Consider the following 26,526-nt stretch of genomic DNA (forward strand, 5'->3'; position numbering starts at 1 on the left):
TTAATAGAAATATATTGAAAAAGTGTAAATTAAGTTTTATAATGTAAATTAATATTTTGATAATCAAAGTATTATATATTATTAAAAAGGAAGTGGTTTATATGATAATAAAACCATTAGTTATTGGTGATTTAAAAGCAAGATTACCTATAATTCAAGGTGGAATGGGTGTTGGAGTTTCTTTATCAAAACTTGCAGGGGCAGTTGCTAGTCAAGGTGGAATAGGAGTAATTTCAGCAGCACATCCTGGATTTAAAGAAGAAGATTTTGAGAAAAATCAACTTAAGGCTAATTTAAGAGGATTAAAAAAACATATACAAAAAGCAAAGGAATATTCTAATGGAGGTATTATAGGAGTTAATATAATGGTTGCAATTACTGAATATGCAGAACATGTTAAAGCTTCTATAGAGGCAGGAGCAGATATAATAATTTCTGGTGCAGGTCTTCCAAAGTCATTACCACAATTAGTTAAAGGAAGTTCTATAAAAATAGCTCCTATAGTTTCATCTTTAAAAGCAGCTAGAGTTATTTTAAGATTATGGGATAAACATGATAATATTGCTCCAGATATGATAGTTGTCGAAGGAGCAAAAGCTGGTGGGCATTTAGGATTTAAATTAGAAGAGATTGAAAATAATCAAAATTCTCTAGAAGATGAAGTAAAGGCAATAATTGAAGAAAAGAAAAAATATGAGGAAAAGTATAATAAGAAAATTCCTGTTATTGCAGCTGGAGGAATATTTGATGGAAATGATATTGCAAAATTTTTAAAGCTTGGTGCTGATGGTGTTCAAATGGGAACAAGATTTGTGGCAACAGATGAATGTGATGCTAGTGATGAATTTAAGAAAGCTTATATAGAGAGTAAAAAAGATGATATAGTTATAGTTAAAAGTCCAGTAGGTATGCCAGGAAGAGGCGTAAGAAATAAATTTATTAAAGGAACTGAAGAGCTTGGTAATATCAAAATTAAAAAATGCTATAATTGTTTAGTCCCATGTAATCCAGGGAGTACACCTTATTGTATAAGTAAGGCACTTATTAATTCTGTTAATGGAAATATAGATGAAGGTCTTGTTTTTTGTGGAAGCAATGCTTATAGGTTAGATAAAATTGTACCAGTAAGAGAACTTGTAGATCAACTTAAGGAAGAAATTTTAAATGCTTAGTACCTTAATCTAATATAATGAAGTTTACTTTTATTATAAATCTATGTTATATTATAATAAAAGTTTGATATTCAAAATATTTGATTATAGAATATATAGATTTAAGGAGAAAGAAAATGATAGTAGAACCTAAATTTAGAGGATTTATATGTACTACAGCTCATCCTAGTGGATGCAGAGAAAATGTTAAAAGGCAAATAGATTATGTTGAAAATAAGGATAGTTTAAATGAGATTAAAAATGTTTTAGTAATTGGGGCAGGGGCAGGATATGGACTTGCAACTAGTATAGTTTCAGGAATTGCTTGTAAGGCTAATGTTTTAGGACTTAGCTTTGAAAGAGAATCTACAGAAAAGAGAACGGGATCTGCTGGTTTTTATAATACAAAAGCTGTTAAAGAATTTTTTAAAGAAAGAGATTTAAAATATATAAATATGAATGGAGATGCTTTTTCTAATGAAGCTAAGAGTGAAGTTATAGAAAAAATTAAATTGGATATGGGAACTATTGATTTAATAGTATATTCACTTGCTGCACCTAAAAGAAAAATGCCAGGAACAGATGAAGTTGTAAATTCATATTTAAAAACTACAGGTGAGCCCCTCAAAAGTAAAACAGTTGATTTTCATACAGGAAAAATAACAGAAGTTACTATTGAGCCGGCAACACAGGAAGAAATAGATGGAACAATAAAAGTAATGGGGGGAGAAGATTGGTTACTTTGGATTCAAGCCTTAAAAGCTGAAAATCTTTTATCAGATGGAGTAAGAACTATAGCTTATAGTTATATAGGACCAGATGTAACAGAACCTATTTATAGAGAAGGAACAATAGGAAGGGCTAAAAAACATCTTGAAGCAACGGTTAGTAAAATAGATGATTTATTAAAAGATATAAATGGTAAATCATATGTTTCAGTAAATAAAGCTTTAGTAACACAAGCTAGTTCAGCTATTCCAATAGTATCTTTATATGTATCACTTCTTTATAAAGTTATGAAAAAAAAGGGAACACATGAAGGATGTATAGAACAAATTTATAGAATGTTTTCACAACTTTATGGTAATGAAGAATTAAATCTTGATAGTGAAGGTAGAATAAGATTAGATAATTTTGAAATGGAAGAAGATATTCAAGAAAAGATAAAAGATATTTGGCCTCTTTTAAATTCAGAGACAGTTTTTGAGTTAACTGATGTAGAGGGATTTAGAGATGAGTTCTTTAAATTATTTGGATTTGGTTTTGCTAATATTGATTATAAGAAGGATGTAGAAATTTAAATAATAAATCTTAATGTATAAAAATAGTAGATAAAAATTGTTTAATAGAATATTATATTTAAGTAGGGATTAAACATAAGATAAGCACTCTAAATTTTAGGGTGCTTATAATTATTTACACAAAGGGGGACATTTAAGATGGAAAGATTTAAGGAGTTGTTTAGTGATAAGAAATTTTATAAAACACTTTTTATTTTAGCTTTACCAATAGTTATTCAAAATTTACTTATGACATCTCTTAATATGGCAGATACTTTAATGGTAGGCGCTTTAGGAGATATTCCAGTTGCAGCAGTTGGAATAGGTAATCAAGTTAGTTTCTTAGTTCAATTATTTATGGTAGGTATAGCAGGAGGATGTAGTGTCTTTGTTGCTCAGTTTTGGGGAAAGAAAGATAAGAAAAATATAAAAAAGGTTGTAGGTCTTGGAATTATTAGTTCATTAGTAGTTGGACTAATAGGTACTTTAGTAGTTTTATTTAATACAAATGGAATAGCTAGATTATTTAGTAATGATCTTGTTGTTATAGCTCAAGTTAATGATTATTTAAAGGTAGTTGTGATTAGTTATATCTTAAATGCTGTAACTTTAAGTTTAGCTTATGTACTTAGAAGTATGGAAGATGCTAAGACTCCAATGATAATTAGTGCTATTGCAGTTTTAACTAATGTTGTATTAAATTATATTTTTATCTTTGGTAAGTTTGGTATTCCAGCTATGGGAGTTAAGGGAGCAGCTATTGCTACAGTAATTGCTAGAGTAGTTGAATGTATATTATTAATATGGGTTGCTTCTAGAAATGAAGTGTTAAATGGTAAGTTTAAAGAATTTATAAGTTTTGATAAGAAATTTAGTATTGAAGTTTATAAATCAATAATTCCTATACTTTTAAATGATGTATGTTGGGGGCTTGGAAATTTCCTTTATTCAATAGCATATGGACAAATAGGAACAGAAGCTATGGCATCAGTTCAAATATGTACTAATATACAAAATTTATTTATGGTACTTTGTATGAGTCTAGCTAGTGCATCTCTTGTTATAATAGGAAATCAAGTAGGTTCTGGAAGAGAAGATAAGGCTAAAAAATATACAAGAAAAATAACAAGTCTATCATTTTTAATGGGGATTGTAATAGCAATTTTAGTTATATTATTATCAGGACCAATAATAGGATTATTTAATGTTTCAGAGGAAGTAAAAAATTCATCTATTTTAATGCTTAATATATTTACTTTTATAGCACCTATAAGAATTATAAATATTGTTCTTATTGTTGGAGCATTTAGAGGTGGTGGAGATGCATCATATGCTTTAAAGCTTGAGTCTTCAACAATGTGGCTTATTGGAGTTCCTTTAGCATTTATTGGTGCAATGTTGTTAAATTTAAAAGTTTATCAAGTTGTATTATTAGTTTCAATAGAAGAAATAGTTAAGTTTATATTTACTATGCTTAGATTAAAGAGTGGTAAATGGATAAAGAGTGTTATAACAAATATAGAAGAAGTAGAAGCTTAAGTCTCTAAATCTAGATTTATCTGTTATAATAGGAATAGTAATTTAGAGAAAACGCATAGGAGGATTCTATGGATAAAAATTTTAAGAACTTAGGATTAGATGATAAGATCATAAAGGCTTTAGATAATTTAGGTTATACAATGCCTTCAGATGTTCAAAGAGAAGCTATTCCATATATATTAGATAAAAAAGATATAATAGTTAAATCAAAAACTGGTTCAGGTAAAACTGCTGCTTTTGGTATACCAACTTGTGAAATAGTAGAAGTTGAAAATAGAGAGGTTCAAGCATTAATTCTTGTACCAACAAGAGAGCTTGCTATTCAAGTTAAAGAGGAAATTGGAAATATAGGAAGAATCAAAAAGGTTAGAGTTGCTGCTATATTTGGAAAGCAACCTTATAATGAGCAAATAAGGGAGCTTAAACAAAGAGTTCATGTTGTTGTAGGAACACCTGGAAGAGTTATAGACCATATAAAAAGAGGTACTTTGAATCTTGATTCATTAAAACTTATGATAGTTGATGAAGGAGATAAAATGCTTAATATGGGCTTTATAGATCAAATTCAAGAAGTATTTGATATTCTTCCAAGTGAGAGAACAACAGCATTATTCTCAGCAACAATTCCAGAACAAATAGAAAAGCTTTGTAGTAAATATATGAAAAATGCAGAAACCTTATCAGTTAAAGCGAAGCTTGTTAATGAAGGTAAGATAAATGAAACAAAATTAAAAGTTGAACCTAAAAATAAATTAAAAATGCTTTGGAAAGTTCTTTATGGTAAACACCCTGAAAGTGCTATAGTTTTCTGTAATACTAAAGGTCAAGTTAAAGATTTAGTAGGACTTTTAAAGAAAGAAGCCATACTTGTAGATGAAATTCATGGTGATATGGAACAGAAGAAACGTATAGAAGTAATGAATAAGTTTAAAAATAAAGAATTCAAAGTTCTTGTAGCTACAGACCTTGCTGCTAGAGGTATACATATAGACCATATAAATCTTGTTATAAATTATGAAGTTCCAATGGAACAAGATAGTTATGTTCATAGAATTGGTAGAACAGGAAGAGCTGGAAAAGAAGGAGATGCTGTAACATTTGTAGCTCCTTATGAAGAAAAGTTTATGAATGCTGTTGAAGAATATATAGGATATACAGTAGCAGATGGAACTTATCCATCAGATGAAGAGGTAAAAGCAGGTAAGAAAATCTTTAAGGAAAGTCAAAGAGAACTTATAAAAGAAAGAAAGACTAAGAAAGAAAATGTCATTCATAAAGATGTAGTTAAAATACATATAAGTGGTGGTAAAAAGAAAAAGATTAGAGTCTTAGATATAGTTGGTGCATTTAGTAATATGAATGAATTAACAGCAGATGACTTAGGAATTATTGATGTTCAAGATGGTTTCTCATATATTGATATCTTAAATGGAAAAGGAAATACTATTTTAAGAAAATATAAGGAAATTACTATAAAAGGTAAAAAGATAAGATTAAGCAAAGCTAAAAATTAAAAAAGGAGCTATCTAATTTAGATAGCTTCTTTTTATTTATCTTCAATCTTTAAAATATAATATTATAAAATTGTATTAATGATAAAATAAGAATTATTAATCCTGATATTAAACTTCCTTTATCTCCTATAATCTTACTTAATATTTTTTTGGAAAGATAGCTTCCAAGAGGAATTAGTATAAATGAAAATATAAAAGCTAAAATTGTTGTTAGATAAATATTAAAACCAGATATACTAGCAGCTGTACCAAGTGCAAAATTATTTAAAGTAAGTGCTAAGGCTAGCATAAAGGATTCTTTAATTTCTATTGAACCAGATTTATCTTTATCAGCTATTTCAGGATATTTTAATATATCTGTTGGATTATTATCATCAGTATTATATATATTAAGATTATTTTTTTCATTTTTATTTTTTCTATAATCATAAATAAAATAAAGTGAAAGTAGAAATAATATTAATGCTCCAAGGAAACTAGTTGTATTTATTGAAAATATGTTTATCAATATAGATCCAAATAACATTGAAAGGTAAGTTCCAAGAGCACAAACAACACCTATTAATAAATTACTGAAAAATCCTATTCTTATATTCTTTGTTCCATAGGCTACTGACACTATAAAGCTATCTATACTAGAGGATAAAACTAGTAAGATAGTTGGAATGAGATTCATATAACCCTCCAAAAATATTTCTATCTAATGTCAATATATTTTTTTGTAAATCAAATTGTTACAAATTAACCTATTACATAATAAGATATATATTTAAATATTTTTATTCTTGAGAGAAGAAATAAGTAGATAATATACTTTCAACATTATTTCTTATTGCAACTTCATGCATATAAGTCTTACAACGTTCAAATTTACTGTTTAAAAGTAATTTTTCTATATGATTTTTTTCAGAAGCTTTTATATCATTTTCAATAAGTTTTAAAGCAGTTCTAAGAGAGTGTGAAAAACTAAGAGGTTTTATAAAACTTTCTAAAGCTTCATCTATTACCCTATAAAAAGAAATTACATCTGTATTAACAGCTGCTATTCCATAAGCATGATTTGAAAAATGTTCTCCTCTTTCTAAGAGAAGAAGTTTGTATTTTTTATATTCATCCATTAGGAATTCAGGATTAAATTCTTTACCAGTGAGTTCATCTAAGATATTTATACATTTTATAGCTGAAATATCTTTATCTTTAACTTCTAACATAACATCAATATCAAAATTTTTTATATCATTATAATATTTAAGAAATTCATTAACAAATATAGTGCTTGAGTGAGCACCTTTTTTCTTAGCATAACTTTGTTGACTATAATGAACTTTAGGGATACCTTTAGTATTTTTCCAAGTTTTAATAACTCTAGTTAGTATCTCTGGAATTGTATAATTATTGTCACCATAAGATTCATTATGAAGATTATCAAAAACAACAGGAGCTCCTGTTAAACTAGATATTTCTAAAACATCATCTATTGAATAGTTCCTTTCATCATTCTCAATAATAAGTCTTTCCTTTATATTCTGACTAAGTAGTTTATAGTTTTCTATAAATCTATTTTTTGAAGTTATTTTATCACCATATATTCCACCGATATGTAAAATTATTTTATGTGATGAGTCTATATTTAATGAATTTAGAAATTTACAATGATATTCTAAATCAGCTATAGATTTTTTTACTACCTCTTGGTTAGGGGAGTTTATCACTGTATATTGCCCTGGGTGCATAGAAACTCTAATATCATTTTCTTTTATAAAATTACCTATGTCTTCTAGTTCAGTTTTAAATATAGTTTGCCAATCTATAGTATTTATGGGATGAGAGGCAAGTGGGATTATATCAGAACTTATTCTAAAAAATCTTATATTATTATTTATATTATGAATTAGTATTACTTTTAAATTTCTTATATTTTCGGCACAAGCTTGTAAAAAAGATTCTTCTGAGAAATTTTTAAGAAGTACTTTTTTACTTGTACGGGCACTTATTGTTAAAGGGATACAAGCATAACCTATTTTCATAGTTATCTGCTAACAAATTATAATTATCTGTAGCAGTTCACCACCTTTCTTATGTAGAATTTTATATTATTTTAAGTAGAAAAGTCCTATTCAAAAGATATAAAATGAAGATTATAAATATAGTATGTCCGAAAATAGAAAATTAAATATTTTTAATTTGAATTTAGAAAATAATATATTTAGTATGTGAATAATAATAATTTATTGAAAGTATTGACAATATGGGAATAAAAGAGTAATATTTTTATCAAATAATAAATAAATATCAATAAATAAAGGAAATTTAAGATTAATAAGATAGAAGTAATAAGTATAGGTTTGTAAAGACTTATACTTTTTTTCACAATATATTATGTAAAAAAATAACATATATTTATTTTGGGGTTGAATATAATTAAAAAATAATAAAGGGGGCAATTGTATGGATAAACATGTTTTATCAGTGTTAGTCAGAAATTCTTTTGGGGTTTTAAGTAGAATTTCAGGTTTATTTTCTAGAAGAGGATTTAATATCGAAAGTTTAACAGTAGGAAGAACTCAAGATGAGAAGATATCTAGAATGACAATTACTATTATGGGAAATGATGATGTTTTAGATCAGGTTATAAAGCAGTTAAATAAGTTAGAAGATGTTATAAGAATAATAAATGTTAAAAATGATAAAGCAGTTTATAGAGAGTTAGTTCTTATAAAAGTTAATGCAGATGCACAGCAAAGAGCTCATATAAATGAAGTTGTTAAGATATTTAGATGTAAGATTGTTGATATAGCTAATAAGTCATTAACTATTGAGCTTACTGGTGATGAAAGTAAAGTTACAGGACTTATTAATTTAATGCAGGAGTATGGAATAAAAGAGATTGTAAGAACAGGGCTCACTGCAATTGAAAGAGGAGATAAAGAAATTACTTCTTATGGCGAATATTTTGAAGATAAATATTAAATTTGGGGTATAAGGAGGAATTTTAGATGAATAAAAGGATAGAAATTTTTGATTCTACATTAAGAGATGGTGCACAAGGGCAGGGAATAAGCTTTTCACTTCAAGATAAATTAAAGATATGCAAGAGCCTAGATGATTTAGGTGTTGATTATATAGAAGCAGGTAATCCAGGTTCAAATCCAAAGGATATGGAATTTTTCAACAAAATTAAAGAGATAAAATTTAATAATGCTAAGATTGTTGCTTTTGGTAGTACAAGAAGAGTAGGAATTTTAGCAAGTGAAGATAAAAATGTAAAAAATCTTTTGGCAGCAGGAACAGAAACTGTAGTTATATTCGGAAAAGCTTGGGATTTTCAGGTTAAAGATATTATAAAGACAAGCCTTGAAGAAAATTTATTGATGATAAAAGATACCATAGAATTTTTAGTGAAGAATAATAGGAAAGTTATTTTTGATGCAGAACATTTTTTTGATGGCTATAAATCAAATAGAGAATATGCATTAAAAGTTTTGAAAACAGCAATAGATGCTGGAGTTATAACAGTAACTCTTTGCGATACTAATGGCGGAAGTATTTGTAGTGAAGTAGAAAAGATAGTAAGAGATGTTAAAGAGAATTTTAATATTAATGTAGGTATACATTGTCACAATGATATTTCAATGGCAGTAGCTAATTCAATAATTGCAGTACAGGCAGGGGTTACTCATATTCAGGGAACTTTTTTAGGAATAGGTGAAAGATGCGGAAATGCTAATCTTAGTACTATAATTCCAACTTTAAAATTGAAAATGGGATATAAGCTAATGGAAGATTATAATTTAGAAAATTTAACTAAAACAGCTAGGTTTATAGCTGAAATTTCTAATATAAATATTAGAGATGAAGAAGCTTATATAGGTAGTTGTGCTTTTGCTCATAAAGGTGGAATGCATATAGATGCTGTAGTTAAAAATCCTACAGCTTATGAACATATATCACCAGAATCAGTTGGGAATAGAAGAAGATTTTTAGTATCAGAGGTTAGTGGTAAAGCAACTATATTAAAAGAAATTCAAAAGATATTTCCAGCAGTATCAAAAGAAGCAGAGGAGGTATCTTCAATAACTCAAAAACTTAAAGAGTTAGAATATGAAGGTTATCAATTTGAAGGAGCTGAAGGAACCGTTGAACTTGTAATAAGAAAAACTATGGGGAAATATGAACCATTTTTTGAACTGAATAGCTTTAAAACTATAGGAGAGCAATATTCAGAGCTTAAAAATAAATATAGTTCAACAGCTTTTGTAAATATATCTGTAGATGGTAAAAATCAAATAACAGCAGCAGAAGGTGATGGACCTGTTAATGCATTAGATAAAGCATTAAGAGCTGCACTTGAAGTTTTTTATCCGGAACTGAAAGATGTAAGACTTGTAGATTATAAGGTTAGAGTTTTAGATACAGATGCAGCTACAGATTCTAGAGTTAGAGTTCTTATAGAATCAACAGATGGCAAAGAAAACTGGAGTACAGTTGGAGTTTCTAGAGATATTATTCAGGCAAGCTGGATTGCTCTTGTTGATTCAATAGAATATAAATTAATAAAAGATATAGAAAGAAAAGTAAGAAAGTATTTCTAGTTATAAAAAGGGGGGTTTATTATGGGGATGACAATGACACAAAAAATTCTTGCAAAGCATGCAGGACTTGAAAAAGTTAAAGCAGGACAGCTTATAGAGGCAAATTTAGATTTAGTTTTAGGAAATGATATCACAACACCAGTTGCTGTGAAAGAGTTTCATAAATTAAAACTTAAGAAAGTTTTTCATAGTGATAAGGTTGCAATAGTACCAGATCATTTTACTCCAAATAAGGATATCAAATCAGCAGAACAGGTAAAACTTATTAGAAATTTCTCAAAAGAAAAAGAAGTTAATAACTTTTTTGATATTGGTGAAATGGGTATAGAACATTGTCTTTTACCTGAAAAAGGACTTGTTGTAGCTGGAGACGTAGTTATAGGGGCTGATTCACATACTTGTACTTATGGAGCACTTGGAGCTTTTTCAACAGGAATAGGTTCTACTGATATGGCAGCAGGTATGGCAACAGGTAAATGTTGGTTTAAAGTTCCAGAGGCTATAAAGTTTGTTTTAAAGAATAAACCTAATAAATGGGTTAGTGGTAAAGATGTTATTTTACACATAATTGGAATGATTGGTGTGGATGGTGCTTTATATAAATCAATGGAGTTTACAGGAGAGGGAGTAAAAAATCTTTCTATGGATTCAAGATTTACTATAACTAATATGGCAATAGAAGCAGGAGCTAAAAATGGGATATTCCCAGTTGATGAATTAACAATAGAATATATGAAAAATCATTCTGATAAGAAATGGGAAGTGTTTGAAGCTGATGATGATGCAGATTATTCAGAAGTTTATGAAATAGATTTATCAAAAATTAAATCAACAGTTGCTTTCCCACATCTTCCAGATAACACAAGAACTATTGATAATGTTGGAGAAATTAATGTAGATCAAGTAGTTATAGGTTCTTGTACAAATGGTAGAATGCAAGATTTAAGAGAAGCAGCAGAAATTTTAAAAGGAAAAAAAGTTAAAAAGGGTGTAAGAACAATAATTATACCAGGAACTCAAAAAATTTATTTACAAGCTATGGAAGAGGGACTTTTGAAGACATTTGTTGAATCAGGGGCAATAGTGTCTACACCTACTTGTGGCCCATGTCTTGGTGGTCATATGGGAATCCTTGCTGCAGGTGAAAGAGCTATTTCAACTACAAATAGAAATTTTGTTGGAAGAATGGGGCATGTAGAGTCAGAAGTTTATCTTGCAAGTCCAGCAGTCGCAGCAGCATCAGCTATAACAGGAAAGATTTCTTCACCAGAAGATTTATAAGAAGAAGGGGGATTTATCATGGAGGTTTGTGGAAAAGTTTTTAAATACGGAAATAATGTTGATACAGATGTAATTATACCAGCTAGATATTTGAATACATCTGAAGAAAAAGAACTTGCAATGCATTGTATGGAAGATATAGATAAAGATTTTATAGTAAATGTAGAAGAAGGAGATATCATAGTTGCAGATAAAAATTTTGGCTGTGGTTCTTCAAGAGAACATGCGCCTATAGCTATAAAAGCTAGTGGAGTAAGTTGTGTAATTGCACAAACTTTTGCAAGAATATTTTATAGAAATGCAATTAATATAGGTCTTCCAATTCTTGAATGTGAAAGTGCTGCAAAAGCCATAAAGTCAGGAGATAAGGTTTCAGTAAATTTTGTTACAGGAGTTATAAAAAATCTTACTAAAAATGAAGAGTATCAAGCAGAGCCTTTCCCAGAGTTTATGCAAGAAATAATAAATTGTGGTGGATTAGTTCAGAGAATAAAAAAACAGCAAAATAAGTAATAGGAAATAAAAGGGGGAAAAAATTATGAATTTTAATATTGGGGTTATTAAAGGAGATGGAATCGGACCAGAAGTAATTAATGAAGCTTTAAAGGTATTAGATAAAATAGCAGTTAAGTTTAATCATACTTTTAAATATCATGAGGCTATTGCTGGAGGAGTTGCAATTGATATAACTGGAGAAGCACTTCCAGAGCATACTTTAGAACTTTGTAGAAAAATGGATGCTGTACTTTTAGGAGCAGTTGGTGGACCTAAATGGGATAATTTAAATGGCGGAGTAAGACCAGAGCAAGCTTTACTTGGTTTGAGAGGAGGTCTTAATTTATATTGTAATTTAAGACCAGCTTTATTATATAAATCTCTTAAAAATGCATCTCCATTAAAAGAAGAAATTATTGGCGATGGTATAGATATTTGTGTAGTAAGAGAACTTACAGGTGGAATATATTTTGGAAAAAGAGAAATTATAAAAAGCTCTGGAGAAGAGATTGCAAGAGATACAGAGCAATATTCAACATCAGAAATTAGAAGAATTGCAAAAATTGCTTTTGAAACAGCTTTGAAAAGAAATAAGAAAGTTACAAGTGTTGATAAGGCAAATATTCTAGAAAGTTCAAGACTTTGGAGAAGAGTTGTAGAAGATGTTCATAAAGATTATCCAGAAGTTGAACTTGATAATTTATATGTTGATAATGCAGCAATGCAACTTGTAAGAGATCCAAAGCAATTTGATGTGATTCTTACTAGTAATATGTTTGGAGATATTTTATCAGATGAAGCTTCAATGATTACAGGTTCTATTGGAATGTTACCATCAGCAAGTCTTGGTGAAAATAGTTTTGGAATGTATGAGCCTATACATGGTAGTGCTCCTGATATTGCAGGTAAAAATATAGCTAATCCACTAGCAACAATTTTATCAGCAGCAATGATGCTTAGATATAGCTTCAATTTAGAAGAAGAAGCAAAAACTATAGAGAATGCAGTTGTTAATGTTTTAGAACAAGGATATAGAACAGGAGATATAAATAGTGCTTCTATGAATTTAGTTAGAACTAAAGAAATGGGAAGACTTGTTGTAGAGTCTATTTAGGGGGTAAAGATATGATAAGTAGTAGAATTAAAATAGGAGCAGATAGAGCACCTCATAGATCTTTATTAAAAGCAACAGGTTTAACAGAGGAAGAAATTAATAGACCTATAATAGGAGTTGTTTCTTCTCAAAATGATATAATACCTGGTCATATAAATTTAGATAAAATAACTGAGGCTGTAAAAAAAGGAATTATTATGGCAGGTGGAACCCCTCTTGTTTTTCCTGTTATAGGAGTTTGCGATGGAATTTCTATGGGGCATGAAGGAATGAAATATTCTCTAGCTACTAGAGAAATAATAGCAGATTCAATAGAATGCATGGCTAAAGCTCATGCTTTGGATGGACTTGTTTTAATACCAAATTGCGACAAAATAGTTCCAGGTAGTATCATGGGAGCTTTAAGAGTTAATATACCAACTATTGCAATCTCAGGTGGAGCAATGCTTGCAGGGAAAGTTAGAGATAAAAGCCTTAGTCTTTCAGATGTATTTGAAAGTGTAGGTTCATATGAGGCAGGCAAAATAAATATTGATGAGCTTAATGAAATAGAAAATAAAGCTTGTCCAACTTGTGGATCTTGTTCTGGTATGTTTACAGCTAATTCTATGAATTGTCTTTGTGAAAGTTTAGGAATAGCTTTACCTGGAAATGGAACAATACCAGCAGTTTATTCAGAAAGGATAAGACTTGCTAAAAAAGCTGGAATGAAAATAATGGAGCTAGTAAAAAGAGATATAAAACCAAGAGATATAATAAATGAAAAAAGTATAAAAAATTCACTTGCAGTAGATATGGCACTTGGTTGTTCAAGTAATAGTGTTCTTCATTTAACTGCAATTGCTAATGAAGCTAAAGTTGATATGAATCTTGATATTATAAATGAAATGAGTTCAAAAATTCCAAATCTTTGCAAGCTTGCACCAGCAGGAAATCATTATATAGAAGATTTATATGTTGCAGGTGGAGTTGGAGCTGTTATGAATGAATTAAGTAAGAAAAACCTTTTAGATTTAGATGTAATTACTGCAACAGGAGAAACACAAGGAAAAAATATAGAAAATGCTAAAGTACTTGATAATAATATTATTAAAAATATTGATAATCCATATAGTCAAACAGGTGGAATAGCAATCCTTAGAGGTAATATTGCACCAGATGGAGCTGTAGTTAAAAAATCAGCGGTTCTTCCAGAAATGTTAGTTCATGAAGGTAGAGCAAGAGTATTTAATTCAGAGGAAGAATCATTAAGGACTATTATGACTGGAAAAATAGAAAAAGGTGATGTAGTAGTTATAAGATATGAAGGACCAAAGGGTGGACCTGGAATGAGAGAAATGCTCTCAGCTACTTCAGCAATAGCTGGAATGGGACTTGATAAAGATGTTGCTTTAATAACTGATGGAAGATTTTCAGGTGCAACTAGAGGGGCAGCAATTGGTCATATATCTCCAGAAGCAGCTGAAGGTGGAGTTATTGCTTTTATAGAAGAAGGAGATATTATTTCAATAGATATTCCAAATGGAGTGTTAGAGCTTAAAGTTGCGGATGAAGAATTAAATAAGAGAAGAAAATCCGTAACATTATTAGAGCCTAAAATAAAAGAAGGATATTTATATAGATATTCTAAACTTGTTTCATCAGCAAGTGAAGGAGCAATATTAAAATAAAGGTATATATAATAGGAAGAGTTTTTTATTTTATAAATAATTTGTAGAAAAAAGGGGGGATATTTATGATGTTAAATGGTTCAGAAATATTAGTTAGATGTTTAGTTGAACAAGGGGTTGATACTATATTTGGTTACCCAGGTGGTGCAGTACTTAATATATATGATGCTCTTTATAAAAATAAGGATAAGATAAATCATATTTTAAGTTGTCATGAGCAAGGTGCAGCACATGCTGCTGATGGTTATGCAAGAGCAACAGGTAAAGTTGGAGTTTGTCTTGCAACTTCAGGTCCTGGTGCAACTAATCTAGTTACTGGTATTGCAACAGCATACATGGATTCGATACCTTTAGTTGCTATAACAGGAAATGTGCCAAAAAATTTGCTTGGAAAAGATAGCTTTCAAGAGGTTGATATAGCTGGAATTACAATGCCTATAACTAAGCACAATTATATAGTAAAAGATATAAAAGATTTACAAGATGTTATTAGGGAAGCATTTTATATAGCTAAAAAAGGAAGACCAGGTCCAGTTCTTATTGATATAACTAAAGATGTTACGGCAGCATATGCAGAATATAATTATAAAAAGCCTAAAGAAATAAAAAGAAGTACAAGATTTATAACAGAAGCTTCTTTAAATAAAGCAGTTGAATTTATTAATGAAAGTAAAAGACCTTTTATATTTGCAGGTGGTGGAGTTATAAGTTCTGCTGCTGAAAAAGAATTAAAGGAATTTGCTGAAAAAATAAATGCCCCTGTTTCATCTTCACTTATGGGACTTAGTGCATATAATGCAGATTCTACATTATTTACTGGAATGATAGGTATGCATGGAACTAAGGCTTCAAATTTACTTGCAGTAGAAAGTGATTTGTTTATATGTATTGGGGCAAGATTTAGTGATAGAGTAATTGCTAATAAAAATCATATAAAAGATTGTAAGGTTATTCATATAGATGTAGATCCAGCTGAAATAGATAAAAATATTAAAACAGAAGCTTCTATTATTGGAGATATAAAAGAAGTTTTAATGAGGTTAAATCCAGTTATTGAAGAAAAAAATAATAAAAAATGGCTTGGAAGAGTTAAAGAATTAAAAAATATAGAGAAAAAAGTTATGGCAGAAAATACTCCGGAAGAGTTATTTGATATTTTAAATGATATTACTGATGGTGATGCAATAATAGTTACTGATGTTGGACAACATCAAATGTGGACAGCTCTTAATTATAAATTTAAATACTCTAGAACTTGTATAACTTCAGGTGGACTTGGAACTATGGGATTTGGAATGGGAGCAGCTATTGGAGCAAAAGTAGCAAAACCAGATAAAAAAGTAATACTTATAACTGGTGATGGAAGTTTAGGTATGAATTGTAATGAGATACCTACAGCTGTTAAAAATAATTTAGGGATAACAATAATTATTATGAATAATAATACTCTTGGTATGGTAAGGCAATGGCAAACTTTATTTTATGAAAAGAGATATTCAGAAACTACACTTAATAGAAAAACAGATTTCTTAAAACTTATAGATAGTTTTGGGGGAAAAGGTTATAGAGTAGATTATGGTGATGATAGCTATGAAATTTTAAAAGAAGCTATTAATAGTGAAGAGGTTACGTTAGTTGATTATATTATAAATCAGGATAAAAAAGTATTTCCAATGGTGGCTCCAGGAGCTCCTATAGCAGATATTATTGAAGAATAAAGTAGATTAATTAAGGGGGATGATTATATGAGTAGAAAAATAAAGATTTTTGATACAACCTTAAGAGATGGGGAACAAACACCTGGAGTTAATCTAAATCTGAAGGAAAAACTTATTATAGCTAAAAGATTAGAAGAATTAGGAGTAGATATTATAGAGGCAGGCTTTCCAATGTCATCTAAAGGTGATTTTGAGGCAGTTGAAGCAATTGCAAAAGAAATAAAAAATTCTACTGTAGCTGCACTTTGTAGAGCAGTTAAAGCTGATATAGATAAAGCTTATGAGGCACTGAAAGAAGCTAGAAAGCCAAGAATTCATATTTTTATTGCAACTTCACCAATTCATATGAAATATAAATTGAATATGAATAAAGAAGAGGTTTTAAAAAAAGCAATAAATATGGTTAGATATGCGAAAGCTTTATGTGAAGATATTGAATTTTCAGCAGAAGATGCTTATAGAAGTGATAAAGAATTTTTAATCGAGCTTTTTGGAAAAGTAATAGAAGCAGGAGCTACAGTTATAAATATTCCTGATACAGTTGGATATGCTTTACCAACTGATTATCACAATTTTATAAGTGAAATAATTAAAAATACTCGAGGTGCAGAAAATGTAGATTTTTCAGTTCATTGTCATGATGATTTAGGAATGGCAGTTGCAAATTCTTTAAGTGGAGTTGTTGCTGGAGCCACACAAGTAGAATGTGCTATTAATGGCCTTGGTGAAAGAGCAGGTAATGCAGCTTTAGAAGAAATAGTTATGGCTATAAAAACTAAGGGTAAATCTTTAGGCGTTTATACAGATTTAGATACTACAAAAATTTATAGAACTTCAACTTTAGTTTCATCTATAACAGGAGTTTATGTTCAGCCTAATAAAGCAATAGTAGGTAAAAATGCTTTTTCTCATGAATCAGGAATACATCAAGATGGAGTATTAAAAGAAAAAACAACTTATGAAATAATTACACCTGAATCTATTGGAAAGATTGAAAATAATAATATAGTTCTTGGTAAGCATTCAGGAAGACATGCTTTTGATAATTATTTAAGAGGTAATGGAATAGAGTTAGAAAAAGATGCTTTAGATAAAGCGTTTATAGAATTTAAGAAGATGACAGATAAGAAAAAACATATAAGCTCAAAAGATATTGATGCAATTATAAATAATAAGTTTAGAGGTATAGAAGAAACTTATAAACTTTTATCATTCCAAGTTTATAGTGGAAATAAGATGATATGTACAACAACTGTAGAAATTCAAAAAGGTGATTATATTTTAAGAGAAAGTGCAGTTGGTGATGGTTCAGTAGCATCAGCTTTTAAAGCAGTCGAAAGAGCTTTAGGAATTGAAATTAAATTAGAAGATTACACAATAAGATCTGTAACAGATGGTGATGATGCATTAGGAGAAGTTGCAGTTAAAATTATTGATAATGGTGAAGTATTTACAGGTAGTGCTCTTTCAGGAGATATTATGGAAGCTAGTATAGAGGCGTTAATTAATGCTGTAAATAGAATGATAGATTTTAAAAAATAATGAAGATAAATAAATTAAGTTTTATTTAAGATAAAAGTAATAATTAGGGGGAATAATTATGGCAAAATTATATTATGAACAAGATACAAATTTAAATTTATTAAAATCTAAGAAGGTAGCAATTATTGGTTATGGTAGTCAGGGACATGCTCATGCATTAAATCTTCATGAAAGTGGAGTAGATGTAACAGTAGGTTTATATGAAGGCAGTAAATCATGGGAAAAGGCTGAAGAATCAGGTCTTAAAGTTTCAACAGTAAGTGATGCTGTTAAAAATAATGATGTAATAATGATTCTAATTCCAGATGAAAAACAAAGAGAAATGTATAATAAAGAAATAGCTCCTTATTTAACAGAAGGAAAGGCATTAGCATTTGCGCATGGATTTAATATTCACTACACACAAATAGTTCCACCAGAAAATGTTGATGTATTTATGGTAGCACCAAAAGGGCCAGGACATATGGTAAGAAGAACTTATACAGAAGGTTCAGGAGTACCTTGTCTTATAGCTGTATATCAAGATTATACAGGAGAAGCAAAAGATTTAGCGCTTGCTTATACTAATGGAATTGGTGGTGCAAGGTCTGGAGTTCTTGAAACTACATTTAAAGATGAAACAGAAACAGATCTTTTTGGTGAACAAGCTGTTTTATGTGGAGGAGTTAGTGCATTAATTAAAGCTGGATTTGAAACGCTTGTAGAGGCAGGCTATGCCCCTGAAAATGCTTATTTTGAATGTATGCATGAAATGAAACTTATTGTAGATTTAATGTATCAAGGTGGACTTGAAACTATGAGATATTCAATAAGTGATACAGCTGAGTATGGAGATTATTGTGTAGGTAAAAGAATTATAACTGAAAATACAAAAAATGAAATGAAAAAAGTTTTAACTGAAATTCAAGATGGAACATTCGCTAAAAATTGGCTTGTTGAGAATATGGTTGGAAGACCAAATTTTAATGCAACAAGAAGAATGGAAAAAAATCATCAAATCGAAAAAGTAGGTTCAGAACTAAGAGAAATGATGAGTTGGATAAAAAATGACATCAATTAGCTATTAACTTAGTTAGATTTTTGTTTTATAATAAAAGAGGGGTTACAAAAAAATTGTAACTCCTTTTTAAGAGTTAAATTTAAAATGTTAAGTATCTCAGGAGTTCTATAAACCTATAAATAAAAATAAATTTTAAGTATAAAATAAACAAAGTATTTGATATTTTACAAAATAAATAATATAATAAATACTAGCAATGAATGAAATGATATAAAAAATGGAAAATATTATATTTATAGGTTAATTTAAACTTTAGGAGTGACAAAAATGGAAAAAAGCTTTTTGATAGTTACAATTATGTTTCCTTTAATTATATTAGCAATGATGGCTTATCATTTTGTAATTGGGCTTATAGGAGCCTATAAATTATCAAAAGATAAGGACAAGGATAATAATTTGAGAAATCCAGAAAAAAGTTTTGCACTTATTGTGTCAGCACATAATGAAGAAATTGTTATAGGTAACCTTGTAGATAGTTTTAATAGACTAGATTATCCAAAAGAATTATATGATGTATTTGTTATAGCAGATAACTGTACAGATTCAACTGCGGATATTGCTAGAGAGCACGGCGCAAATGTCTATGAGAGATTCAATAAAGATAAAAGAGGTAAAGGTTTTGCCTTAGAATGGATGTTCAATAAAATTTTCGAAATGGATAAAAATTATGATGCAATTGCTATATTTGATGCAGATAATTTAGTTCATAAAGAATTTTTAACAAGAATGAATTCTAAAATGTGTGAAGGATATGAAGTGGTTCAATGTTATATAGAAACTAAGAATCCTAAGGATTCATGGGTAACAGAATCTTGTGATATATCACTTGGATCAACAGTAAGAAGACTTCAATATGGAAGAAATGCTATAGGTCTTTCAGCACAACTTGGAGGAACAGGATTTGCTTTAAGTACAGATATTTTAAAAGAAATGGGTTGGGGAGCAACTTGTCTTACAGAGGATTTAGAATTTACATGTAAGTTAGTTCTTAACGGAAAGAAAGTTGGAGTAGCAGATGATGCTATTATCTATGATGAAAAACCATTAACTTTAAATGATTCATGGAAACAAAGAAAAAGATGGATGCAAGGATTTGCAGATGTTGCAAGTAGATATACTTTAAAACTGTTTAAGAAAGCAATTAAAGATGGAGATAAGGTTGCATTTGACTGCGCTATGTATGTTTTACAACCATTTATGACAACATTATTATCTATATCTTTAGTAGTTTCAGCAGCATCAGCAGTATTCATAGCAACACTTAGAGATTTCTTCTCAAATTATGTATTCTATGATGGTCTTTGGGGAATGATTTGCTTATTAGAAATTGGATTTATGGCAGTTATGATGATGAAGGATAAAGCAAAAATGGGAAGAACACTTTCTATGATGACAGCTTTCTTAGTAGTAGCTTTCATACAACCATTCTTTGTGGTAAATCTATCAATACTTGATGATAAAGTAATGCTTACAATGTTTAATCTTGTATATGCAATAGTATTCTTTATGATAAGTGTTAAATTCTTAGGACAAGAAGTTAAGGATGAAGTTTTAAGATACCTTGGTTCAGCAGTATATGTTTTAACTTGGGTTCCAATAACAATGCAAGGAATTGCAAATAAAGATAATAAAGAGTGGTCACATACAAAGCATGTAAGACAACTTGGAATATACGAAATGTAAAAATAGATACCCGATGGGTGTCTATTTTTTTTATAAAAAAATGAGAACCTATGTTTGACAATAATCTTTAAAAAAATTATACTAAAATCTAGTGATAAGGGCTATTACTAGCATTTATCATTCTTTTAAATGTTTGATAGATATTAAAATTAATTATACATAATAAATAAAAAGTTATAAACTCATAAAGTTATGAGCTTTAGAACTAATGTAACATTATAATAAAAAATATTTATAATAACTTATGTAAAGATAAAAATGAATTTAATTTTAGTTTTTGTGTAAATACTAATTATGAGTTTGTTAGTAATTAAAAAGATATAATAAATTATTTGAGCATTGGAGGATAAAAATGGTTAATAAAGCAAGTAATAACTATGATGTAACAGCACTTACTTCACTTGAGAAGTTAGAGCCAGTTAGAGTAAGACCAGGTATGTATATTGGTTCTACTGGAACAAAGGGATTACATCACTGTATATGGGAAATATTAGATAATGCAATAGATGAAATATCTAATGGATATGGAACTAAAGCAACAGTTATTTTAAATAAAGATAAAAGTGTAACTATTATAGATGATGGTAGAGGAATTCCTACTGGAATGCATCCAACTAAAAAGAAAACTGGAGTTGAGATGGTATTTACAGAACTCCATACTGGTGGAAAGTTTAATAATGAAAATTATAAAACTTCTGGAGGCCTTCATGGAGTTGGAGCTGCTGTTGTAAATGCTTTATCAAAATGGTTAGAAGTTGAAGTAAAACAAAATGGTAATGTTTATAGAGAAAGATTTGAATATGCATATGATAAAGAACTTAAAAAAGATATGCCAGGAACTCCAGTAACTAATCTTGATATTATAGGAAAAACTAAAGAAACAGGGACTAAGGTTACTTTCCTACCTGATAATGATATATTCTCAACAAGCGATTTTAAATTTGATGTTATAGATGAAAGACTTCAAGAATTAGCATTCCAAAATAAAGGAATGAGACTTGAACTTATAGATAGAAGAAAAGATGAAGAAGTAGTTAAAGAATATTTTTCAGAAAGAGGACTTTTAGACTTTATTCAATATTTAAATGAAAGTAAGACACCTCTTCATCCAGAACCTATTTTATTTGAAGGTGAAAGAGTAGTAAATGATATTCAAATGTATGGGGAAGTTTGTTTACAGTTTACAGATTCATCTACTGAAAATATAGCAAGTTATGTTAATAATATACCTACTACAGAAGCAGGAACTCATGAAACTGGATTTAAAACAGGTATGACTAGAGCATTTAAGGAATGGGCAAAGAAGTTAGGACTTGTTAAAGAAAAGGATAGAGAGTTTGAAGGCGATGATATAAGAGAAGGTATGACCGCTATAGTTAGAATTAAGATTACTAATCCTGTATTTGAAGGTCAAACTAAAACTAAGCTTGGAAATAATGAAGCTTATACTATGATGAATGATTTAGCTTATACTAGATTTTCAGAATGGATAGAAGATAATAAGAAAATTGCAACTATGGTTATTAACAATGCTTTAGATGCAGCAGCTAGAAGAGAAAAAATTAAAAAGATTAATGAAGCTGAAAAGAAAAAAATAGGAAAAGGAACAGCTCCACTTGCAGGTAAAGTAGCAGTATGTACTTTAAAAGATAGCTCTGTTAATGAATTTATAGTAGTTGAGGGAGATTCTGCTGGAGGTTCAGCAAAACAAGCTAGAGATAGAAGATTCCAAACAATAATGCCTTCTAAGGGTAAGATAATGAATACAGAAAAGCAAAAGCTTGAAAATGTATTAGCTTCAGAAGAGTTAAAGATATTCAATACAGCTATAGGAACAGGTACTCTAGATAATTATAATGAAAAAGATTTAAAGTACGATAAGATTATAATTATGAGTGATGCTGATGTTGATGGATATCATATCAGAACTTTATGGATGACATATATTTATAGATATATGAGACCTCTTGTAGCAGGAGGACATTTATATCTTGCTCAGCCACCTCTTTATAAAGTATATAAAACTGGGAAAAATGCTAAAACAGAATATGCTTATACAGATGAAGAATTAGAATCAGTTAAGAAAAAAGTTGGTAAAGGAGCTTTAGTTCAAAGATTTAAAGGACTTGGAGAAATGAATCCAGATCAACTTTGGGAAACAACTTTAAATCCAGAAACAAGAACATTAATACAAGTTACTATTGAAGATGCTGCTAAAGCTGAAAAAATGGTATCTTTACTTATGGGAGATGTTGTTGAACCTAGAAAAAAATATATGTACAAGTATGGAGAGTTTTAATAGGAGGAGAAATATATGGCAAAGAAAAAATTTATTGTTCCTAGAGATAATAATATAATACAATCACCTTTAGAAGAGGTAATGCCAGAGAATTATTTACCATATGCGGTAGAAGTAGCGAAAGAAAGAGCTTTACCAGATGTTAGAGATGGATTAAAGCCTGTTCATAGAAGAATTTTATATGGATCATATATGCTGAAAGCTTTTCCAGATAAACCTTACTATAAATCAGCTAGAATAGTTGGGGACATACTAGGTAAATATCACCCACATGGTGATACTTCAGTATATGATGCTATGGTAATATTAGCACAAAACTTTAGTACAAGAGCACCACTTATTGATGGGCATGGTAACTGGGGATCAATTGATGGAGATAGTGCAGCTGCTATGAGATATACAGAAGCAAGACTTGCTCCTATATCAATGGAAATGCTTAGAGATATAGAAAAAGGTGTTGTAGATATGGTTCCAAACTATTCAGAATCTGAAATGGAACCAAAGGTATTACCAGCTAAATATCCAAATTTATTAGTTAATGGAGCATTTGGTATTGCAGTTGGACTTGCAACAAATATTCCACCTCATAATTTAAAAGAAGTTATAGATGGAACACTTGCTTATATAGATAATAATGAAATTACAACAGAAGAACTTATGAAATATATTAAAGGACCAGACCTTCCAACAGGTGGAGTTATGATTGGTAAGAAATCATTAAAATCTGCTTATGAAACTGGAGAAGGTAAAGTTACTGTAAGAGCTAAAACAGCTATTGAAGAACTTGATAATGGCCGACTTGGAATAGTTATAACAGAATTTCCTTATAGAAAAAATAAGGCTAAGATTTTACAAACTATTTCAGAGATGACTGCTGATAAAAAACATGCAAAAGTTTTAGATCCTATTATAGATATTAGAGATGAATCAGATAGAACAGGAATAAGAGCAGTTATTGAATTTAAAAAAGCAGCAAATAGAGTTACTGTAGATAAAGTTTTAAAATATTTATTTAAAAAGACAGACCTTCAAGGTAATGTAAGTTTTAATATGGTTGCCCTTGCAGATGGTAAGCCAGAAACAATGGGACTTAAGACTATAATTTATCATTATGTAAATCACCAAAAGGATGTTGTAATAAGAAGAACTAAAAAAGAACTTGAAGTAGCTGAAAAAAGATTTCATGTTGTTGAAGGCTTCATAAAGCTTTTAGATATCTTAGATGAAGTTATTGCAACAATAAGAGCTTCAAAATCTAAGAAAGATGCTCATGAAAACTTAGTTAATAAGTATGAATTTACAACTATTCAAGCTGATGCTATCTTAGAGCTTATGCTTTATAGATTAACAGGACTTGAAATTAATGTGTTTAAAAAAGAATATAAAGAATTATTAAAGAAGATAAAGGAATTAAAGAAAATCTTGGCTGATGAAAAAGTTTTACTTTCTGTAATTAAGAATGAGCTTATGGAAGTATCAGAAAAATTTGCTGATGAAAGAAGAACAGCTATAGTTGAAGATGATAGCGAAGCAAAGATTGACCTTGAAGAGCTTATAATAGCCGAAGATGTAATTGCTACTATCTCAAATGATGGATTTGTTAAGAGAATACCATTAAAAACATATAAGCGTTCAAATGTTGATGAAAATGATATTGATTATAGAGAAGGAGATTTCTTAAGATTCTTAATAAGCTCTAATACTAAAGAAACTCTTATGATATTTACTGATAAAGGTAATATGTATAAATTAAAAGCTTATGATATACCTGAAGGTAAGTGGAAAGATAAGGGTGAAAGAATAGACAGTATTATAAAGAGCTTAGATTTAGAAAAAGAAAAGATAATTTCAATAGAATCTGTAGATGCTTTAGATCCTAATAAATCATTTAAATTTATAACAGCTAATGGATTAATTAAAAAGACTTCATTAGATAAGCTTGCAACAAGTTATACTAAACTTGTAGCTATTAAGCTTAAGGCAGATGATAGTTTAGCTAAGGTATTCTTAGATAATACAGAAAGTGAGCGTAAGTTCTTAAATATTAAGACTTCAAATGGTATTGAAGCTGTAGTTCAAGAACCAAAACTTGAAATTACAGATAGAAATATTTTAGGTGAAGAATTATGTCCATTAAATTCTGATAATAAGATAGTAGAAGTAGAAGAAGCTTTAGAATTTGAATATGCAGAGTTTACTTTAGGAATAAATAAAAATGGTAATGTTAAGATTTATCATAAACCATCAAGTGACAGTTACTTTAAAGTTAAGACAAGTTCATTTGAAGATATACTTGTTTTCTCTAATAAAGGAAATGTATTTAAGTTCCCAGCATTCTTAGTTCAAAGTTTAGAGCAATTAAAACTTTCTGATTTAGTAGATAATTTTGAATCAGGAGAAGAAATTATAAATATATTCTCAGTAAATGAAGAGTGTTATAATAGAGAAGAGGCCTATGTTTATCTATATACAAAGAACGGTATAGCTAAAAAGACTAAGCTTCTAGATTATAAAGAAAAGTTTAATAACACTCCTTGTATTAAGTTTAAATCTACTGATGATAGTCTTGTATCTGTTGATATAAATGATGGAGAAGAAGTAAGATCAGTTATAGTAACTAGAAAAGGTATGGTAATAAAATTTGATTCTAAGTCAATAAGCACAATGGGTAAAAATGCTACAGGAGTAACTGCTATAAGTCTTAAAGATGATGAAGTTATATTTGGTAAATGTATAACTGTTATGAATATAGAAGGACAAGAAGCAGAATATTCTAATTATAAAAAGCTTATACTTGTATCAAAGGAAAAACAAAGAAAAGAAGTTCTTATAGAAGACCTTAAGTTACAAAATAGAGCAGGTAGAGGAAATAATGTTATAGTTGTAGTTTTAGATGACTATGTAAAGGATGTTTCTATAAAATAAAGGGGGCTTTATTATGAAAAAAGTTTTAATTATGTTAGCAGAAGGCTTTGAAGTTTTAGAAGCATTATCTGTTAAAGATATTTGTACTAGAGCTGGAGTTATTTGTGACTTATGTGGAGTAAATTCTAAAAAAATTAAAAGCTCACATAATATTGTAGTTGAAACTGATTTATCTTTAGATGATGAGGGCTTAAGTAACTATGATGCAATAGTTATTCCTGGAGGAATGCCAGGGGCTTTAAATCTTAAAGAAAATATAAGAGTTGTAGAACTTGTAAAAGATTATTATGCAACAGGTAAAATAGTTGCTTCAATTTGTGCTGGGCCAATAGTTTTAGCAAAAGCAGGAATATTAAATGGAAGAAAAGTTACATCATATCCATGTTATGAAGAAGAGCTTGGAAATGTAATTTATAAAGAAGATATAGTAGTGATAGATGAAAATATCATAACAAGTAGAGGACCAGCTACTGCTATAGAGTTTTCACTTGCTATTATAAAAGAACTTGGTTATATTGAAAAAGCTAATGAAATTAGAGCTGGAATGCTTGTTAATTTTTACTTAGGAAATAAATAGATTAAAAAAAGCTATCTCATATGGGATGGCTTTTTTTATTTATAAATAAAATTTATAAGATTAATATTTGTAAAAATATGGTAAAA

Annotated in this window: 19 protein-coding genes; 17 read left to right on the plus strand and 2 right to left on the minus strand. The window is 29.2% G+C overall.

What is annotated here, in order from left to right; all coding sequences use genetic code 11:
• Positions 1 to 101 precede the first annotated feature (101 nt).
• From BN8917_RS06320 to BN8917_RS06335, 4 genes are all read left to right on the plus strand, one after another.
• Positions 102 to 1,172, plus strand: coding sequence for an NAD(P)H-dependent flavin oxidoreductase (locus BN8917_RS06320; RefSeq protein WP_066872068.1), 1,071 nt, complete (start codon positions 102 to 104; stop codon positions 1,170 to 1,172).
• Positions 1,173 to 1,288: 116 nt separating this feature from the next.
• Entirely contained in the window at positions 1,289 to 2,452 is a 1,164-nt protein-coding gene (gene fabV, locus BN8917_RS06325; protein ID WP_066872071.1) for an enoyl-ACP reductase FabV, read from the plus strand.
• A 138-nt stretch (positions 2,453 to 2,590) separates the two neighbouring features.
• Positions 2,591 to 3,970, plus strand: a complete 1,380-nt coding sequence (locus tag BN8917_RS06330; RefSeq protein WP_066872075.1) for an MATE family efflux transporter — start codon at positions 2,591 to 2,593, stop codon at positions 3,968 to 3,970.
• A 68-nt stretch (positions 3,971 to 4,038) separates the two neighbouring features.
• On the plus strand, positions 4,039 to 5,484 hold the full coding sequence (locus BN8917_RS06335; protein WP_066872079.1) for a DEAD/DEAH box helicase: 1,446 nt from the start codon (positions 4,039 to 4,041) through the stop codon (positions 5,482 to 5,484).
• Positions 5,485 to 5,533: 49 nt separating this feature from the next.
• Here the strand turns inward: BN8917_RS06335 and ytaF are convergent, their stop codons facing one another.
• Together ytaF and uvsE are read right to left on the minus strand one after the other, a co-directional pair.
• On the minus strand, positions 5,534 to 6,160 hold the full coding sequence (gene ytaF, locus BN8917_RS06340; RefSeq protein WP_066872082.1) for a sporulation membrane protein YtaF: 627 nt from the start codon (positions 6,158 to 6,160) through the stop codon (positions 5,534 to 5,536).
• A 103-nt stretch (positions 6,161 to 6,263) separates the two neighbouring features.
• Positions 6,264 to 7,511 carry a UV DNA damage repair endonuclease UvsE gene (gene uvsE, locus BN8917_RS06345; RefSeq protein ID WP_066872085.1) on the minus strand — a complete coding sequence of 416 codons (1,248 nt, stop codon included), beginning with the start codon at positions 7,509 to 7,511 and terminating at the stop codon, positions 6,264 to 6,266.
• Between the two features lie 421 nt (positions 7,512 to 7,932).
• Between uvsE and ilvN the strand changes: the two genes are divergently transcribed.
• The 13 genes from ilvN to BN8917_RS06410 all read left to right on the plus strand — a co-directional run bounded on the left by ilvN (position 7,933) and on the right by BN8917_RS06410 (position 26,440).
• Positions 7,933 to 8,454 (plus strand): acetolactate synthase small subunit, encoded by a 522-nt coding sequence (gene ilvN, locus BN8917_RS06350; RefSeq protein WP_066872088.1) that lies wholly within the window; start codon positions 7,933 to 7,935, stop codon positions 8,452 to 8,454.
• Between the two features lie 26 nt (positions 8,455 to 8,480).
• Positions 8,481 to 10,076 (plus strand): citramalate synthase, encoded by a 1,596-nt coding sequence (gene cimA, locus BN8917_RS06355; protein WP_066872091.1) that lies wholly within the window; start codon positions 8,481 to 8,483, stop codon positions 10,074 to 10,076.
• A 21-nt stretch (positions 10,077 to 10,097) separates the two neighbouring features.
• Positions 10,098 to 11,357, plus strand: a complete 1,260-nt coding sequence (leuC, locus tag BN8917_RS06360; RefSeq protein ID WP_066872093.1) for a 3-isopropylmalate dehydratase large subunit — start codon at positions 10,098 to 10,100, stop codon at positions 11,355 to 11,357.
• 18 nt (positions 11,358 to 11,375) lie between these two features.
• The gene (leuD, locus tag BN8917_RS06365) at positions 11,376 to 11,870 is read left to right on the plus strand and encodes a 3-isopropylmalate dehydratase small subunit (RefSeq protein WP_066872096.1); all 495 of its coding nucleotides are present in this window, start codon (positions 11,376 to 11,378) and stop codon (positions 11,868 to 11,870) included.
• A gap of 25 nt (positions 11,871 to 11,895) precedes the next feature.
• Positions 11,896 to 12,966: a 3-isopropylmalate dehydrogenase gene (leuB, locus tag BN8917_RS06370; RefSeq protein ID WP_066872099.1), complete on the plus strand. Its 1,071-nt coding sequence runs from the start codon at positions 11,896 to 11,898 to the stop codon at positions 12,964 to 12,966.
• Between the two features lie 11 nt (positions 12,967 to 12,977).
• On the plus strand, positions 12,978 to 14,636 hold the full coding sequence (ilvD, locus tag BN8917_RS06375) for a dihydroxy-acid dehydratase (RefSeq protein ID WP_066872102.1): 1,659 nt from the start codon (positions 12,978 to 12,980) through the stop codon (positions 14,634 to 14,636).
• A 65-nt stretch (positions 14,637 to 14,701) separates the two neighbouring features.
• Positions 14,702 to 16,354: a biosynthetic-type acetolactate synthase large subunit gene (ilvB, locus tag BN8917_RS06380; protein WP_066872105.1), complete on the plus strand. Its 1,653-nt coding sequence runs from the start codon at positions 14,702 to 14,704 to the stop codon at positions 16,352 to 16,354.
• Positions 16,355 to 16,381: 27 nt separating this feature from the next.
• Positions 16,382 to 17,896, plus strand: a complete 1,515-nt coding sequence (locus BN8917_RS06385; RefSeq protein WP_066872108.1) for a 2-isopropylmalate synthase — start codon at positions 16,382 to 16,384, stop codon at positions 17,894 to 17,896.
• Between the two features lie 58 nt (positions 17,897 to 17,954).
• Entirely contained in the window at positions 17,955 to 18,956 is a 1,002-nt protein-coding gene (gene ilvC, locus BN8917_RS06390) for a ketol-acid reductoisomerase (RefSeq protein WP_066872110.1), read from the plus strand.
• A 267-nt stretch (positions 18,957 to 19,223) separates the two neighbouring features.
• Positions 19,224 to 20,639 (plus strand): glycosyltransferase family 2 protein, encoded by a 1,416-nt coding sequence (locus BN8917_RS06395; RefSeq protein ID WP_066872112.1) that lies wholly within the window; start codon positions 19,224 to 19,226, stop codon positions 20,637 to 20,639.
• Between the two features lie 352 nt (positions 20,640 to 20,991).
• The gene (locus BN8917_RS06400; RefSeq protein ID WP_066872115.1) at positions 20,992 to 22,938 is read left to right on the plus strand and encodes a DNA gyrase/topoisomerase IV subunit B; all 1,947 of its coding nucleotides are present in this window, start codon (positions 20,992 to 20,994) and stop codon (positions 22,936 to 22,938) included.
• A gap of 15 nt (positions 22,939 to 22,953) precedes the next feature.
• Positions 22,954 to 25,863 (plus strand): DNA topoisomerase IV subunit A, encoded by a 2,910-nt coding sequence (locus BN8917_RS06405; RefSeq protein ID WP_066872118.1) that lies wholly within the window; start codon positions 22,954 to 22,956, stop codon positions 25,861 to 25,863.
• A 13-nt stretch (positions 25,864 to 25,876) separates the two neighbouring features.
• On the plus strand, positions 25,877 to 26,440 hold the full coding sequence (locus tag BN8917_RS06410) for a DJ-1 family glyoxalase III (protein ID WP_066872121.1): 564 nt from the start codon (positions 25,877 to 25,879) through the stop codon (positions 26,438 to 26,440).
• Positions 26,441 to 26,526: the final 86 nt, after the last annotated feature.

The organism is Clostridium mediterraneense (assembly GCF_900091705.1).
Classification (GTDB): domain Bacteria; phylum Bacillota; class Clostridia; order Clostridiales; family Clostridiaceae; genus Sarcina; species Sarcina mediterraneense.

What these genes read in the sequence shown, in the direction of transcription:
- BN8917_RS06405 (WP_066872118.1), top strand. Translation starts at nt 22,954, where the DNA reads ATGGCAAAGAAAAAATTTATTGTTCCTAGAGATAATAATATAATACAA.
- BN8917_RS06335 (WP_066872079.1), top strand. Translation starts at nt 4,039, where the DNA reads ATGGATAAAAATTTTAAGAACTTAGGATTAGATGATAAGATCATAAAG.
- BN8917_RS06385 (WP_066872108.1), top strand. Translation starts at nt 16,382, where the DNA reads ATGAGTAGAAAAATAAAGATTTTTGATACAACCTTAAGAGATGGGGAA.
- leuB (WP_066872099.1), top strand. Translation starts at nt 11,896, where the DNA reads ATGAATTTTAATATTGGGGTTATTAAAGGAGATGGAATCGGACCAGAA.
- ilvN (WP_066872088.1), top strand. Translation starts at nt 7,933, where the DNA reads ATGGATAAACATGTTTTATCAGTGTTAGTCAGAAATTCTTTTGGGGTT.
- cimA (WP_066872091.1), top strand. Translation starts at nt 8,481, where the DNA reads ATGAATAAAAGGATAGAAATTTTTGATTCTACATTAAGAGATGGTGCA.
- leuD (WP_066872096.1), top strand. Translation starts at nt 11,376, where the DNA reads ATGGAGGTTTGTGGAAAAGTTTTTAAATACGGAAATAATGTTGATACA.
- leuC (WP_066872093.1), top strand. Translation starts at nt 10,098, where the DNA reads ATGGGGATGACAATGACACAAAAAATTCTTGCAAAGCATGCAGGACTT.
- BN8917_RS06320 (WP_066872068.1), top strand. Translation starts at nt 102, where the DNA reads ATGATAATAAAACCATTAGTTATTGGTGATTTAAAAGCAAGATTACCT.
- ilvC (WP_066872110.1), top strand. Translation starts at nt 17,955, where the DNA reads ATGGCAAAATTATATTATGAACAAGATACAAATTTAAATTTATTAAAA.
- BN8917_RS06410 (WP_066872121.1), top strand. Translation starts at nt 25,877, where the DNA reads ATGAAAAAAGTTTTAATTATGTTAGCAGAAGGCTTTGAAGTTTTAGAA.
- BN8917_RS06400 (WP_066872115.1), top strand. Translation starts at nt 20,992, where the DNA reads ATGGTTAATAAAGCAAGTAATAACTATGATGTAACAGCACTTACTTCA.
- ilvD (WP_066872102.1), top strand. Translation starts at nt 12,978, where the DNA reads ATGATAAGTAGTAGAATTAAAATAGGAGCAGATAGAGCACCTCATAGA.
- uvsE (WP_066872085.1), bottom strand. Translation starts at nt 7,511, where the DNA reads ATGAAAATAGGTTATGCTTGTATCCCTTTAACAATAAGTGCCCGTACA.
- BN8917_RS06395 (WP_066872112.1), top strand. Translation starts at nt 19,224, where the DNA reads ATGGAAAAAAGCTTTTTGATAGTTACAATTATGTTTCCTTTAATTATA.
- BN8917_RS06330 (WP_066872075.1), top strand. Translation starts at nt 2,591, where the DNA reads ATGGAAAGATTTAAGGAGTTGTTTAGTGATAAGAAATTTTATAAAACA.
- fabV (WP_066872071.1), top strand. Translation starts at nt 1,289, where the DNA reads ATGATAGTAGAACCTAAATTTAGAGGATTTATATGTACTACAGCTCAT.
- ytaF (WP_066872082.1), bottom strand. Translation starts at nt 6,160, where the DNA reads ATGAATCTCATTCCAACTATCTTACTAGTTTTATCCTCTAGTATAGAT.
- ilvB (WP_066872105.1), top strand. Translation starts at nt 14,702, where the DNA reads ATGATGTTAAATGGTTCAGAAATATTAGTTAGATGTTTAGTTGAACAA.